The sequence below is a fragment of the Vibrio hepatarius genome, from assembly GCF_018860525.1.
GTDB lineage: Bacteria > Pseudomonadota > Gammaproteobacteria > Enterobacterales > Vibrionaceae > Vibrio > Vibrio hepatarius_B.
In genome coordinates this window covers 1-1,899 of record NZ_JAHKPM010000058.1, presented here as the reverse complement: position 1 = coordinate 1,899, position 1,899 = coordinate 1, and the positions used below count along the sequence as shown (strand labels likewise).

General features: G+C 42.5%; 2 protein-coding genes and 1 pseudogene. All 3 read left to right on the top strand.

The genetic code is table 11. The annotated features are described in order from the left end of the window. Positions 1–474: pseudogene (locus KO511_RS16630) on the top strand (immunity 49 family protein); the annotation flags it as partial. A 169-nt stretch (positions 475–643) separates the two neighbouring features. Further along, positions 644–1,081: a hypothetical protein gene (locus tag KO511_RS16625; protein WP_215988531.1), complete on the top strand. Its 438-nt coding sequence runs from the start codon at positions 644–646 to the stop codon at positions 1,079–1,081. A gap of 211 nt (positions 1,082–1,292) precedes the next feature. Beyond that, positions 1,293–1,712, top strand: coding sequence for a hypothetical protein (locus KO511_RS16620; protein ID WP_215988530.1), 420 nt, complete (start codon positions 1,293–1,295; stop codon positions 1,710–1,712). The last annotated feature ends 187 nt before the right edge of the window (positions 1,713–1,899 follow it).

Sequence of the window (1,899 nt, the reverse complement as noted above, 5' to 3'; positions counted from 1 at the left end):
CGCGTGCTGTTTCGCTTAGTGCGGGCATTTTTTATTGACGATGACCCAGTGCCAATTGGTGAGCGGATCAATGATCTGGTGCGTTACTCCACCCCCGAGTATGTCGGCGATGAGTTAGTGCAAGATTACACCAACTATTTGCTCTTGCCCTTGGCTGAGCTTTTGGTGTCGATTCATCACCCAGAAAGGGAAACACGTTATCCAGCTAAGCTTAAGCAAGCGTTGGAGTGTCATATTCAATATTACACTGATGTGGGTAAAGCGGATTCACCCAGTATTAAAGGTGATACAAAAGGCTGGTTTACTATTTGGATCACGGCGCTGGCCGCGCACGCTTTTGAAGCGCGCGGCCTTGAACCCACCATTGACAGTGAATATATGCCGCTGTGGTTGGTCAAAGGTGAGTTTCCAAAGTTTTATGCCCTAGACTCAGAGCATAAGCAGCTATTTCCTCATCAAGCCGAAGATGTCTAACAAGCAATAAACCAAAGCCCCTTAGTTAAGGGGCTTTTTTGTGCGCGAAAGCTGCTTTTTAGAAGATTAAGAGGATAGGCACCGAAGAATTGAGGGCGCAGAAAAGATTAAGCATAATGGCAGCATAGACAAGCTTAAGGCGAAGTTTACTGAATCGGAGTATTTATAAGTGAAGAAATCAACGTTTGAACATGCACTAGAAAATAACGAGTTAGACTATTATTTTAAAGGCCTGAGCGACTACTTTTTATTAGAAAGGGATAATGGCGTACATGATTATTTTACTCATATTTTTATTGCCTTGGATGATATTCAATGTGGTAAAATCGAAGTCGACTTGTTTGTGCGTGAATTTACTCTATTTGTAAAAGGGCTAAGAAATACCCAAGAGGATCAAGAGCACTTTTTTAAAAATATCTACTTCTATTTAAGAGTTATGTATCAAACTAATACGATTGATACTGATGTGCTGTTTAACGATGCAGCGGCAGAGTCCGCAATTCGAGATTATCTGCATGAAAATAAAGATGGTGATTTGGGAAGCCGATTTATGTCTTATATCCAACGGGATTTTCCGCAGGCAAAGATTCTGACTTATCTTGAATAGACGACTGCATAAAAGATAGGCACTGAGATTAGGTGCCTTGAGCCGACCATTGACAGTGAATATATGCCGCTATGGCTGGTCAAAGGTGAGTTTCCAAGCTTTTACGCCCTAGACCCAGAGCATAAGCAGCTATTTCCTCATCAAGCTGAAGATGCCTAACAAGCAATAAACCAAAGCCCCTTAGCTTAAGTGCTAAGGGGCTTTTTTATGCTTGAAAGCTTCTTTTGGTCCTAACGCAAAACGGTTACAATCGGCTTATCCGGGCAGTAACCCAAAGAACCGTCAATTTGACCAAATATGGCAAGATGGGCAGGGCAACATCCATATCCTTGAAGCCAAAGGCGGTTCTTCTTCATTGGGGGCGGCTAAATTGGGCAGCGAAGTGGTGCAGCAAGGCTCACCAGCCTACACCTCTAAGGTGATTGGGGAAATGGAAGATTGGTTTGATAAAAACAAAAATAATTTGACCTCGCAGGAGTATAGCGATTACGAGCATACGTTAGTTATGCTAGATAAGCATCGTGACTCGCTGCAATATAAAGTGGTTAGGCAACATATTAATGATGGTGGCGTGCCAACTGGCGTGCAAGTAACGGGCTACGATGTAAAACCTAGCAGTCAAAGGCAGTAAAGGAGCCGTTAATGTTATCAAAAAGAAACCACTACTGGGCGTGCGTTCGAGAAGACGAAGAATTTATCCAGATGGTAAAAGATTCAGAATACAATGCGTATGAGCGAATCATAAAGGAGTTTGAGGCTGATAATACCAAATATCTCCCAGAGCGATGCTTCTTCAAAATGGTGACAGAAAATCTATA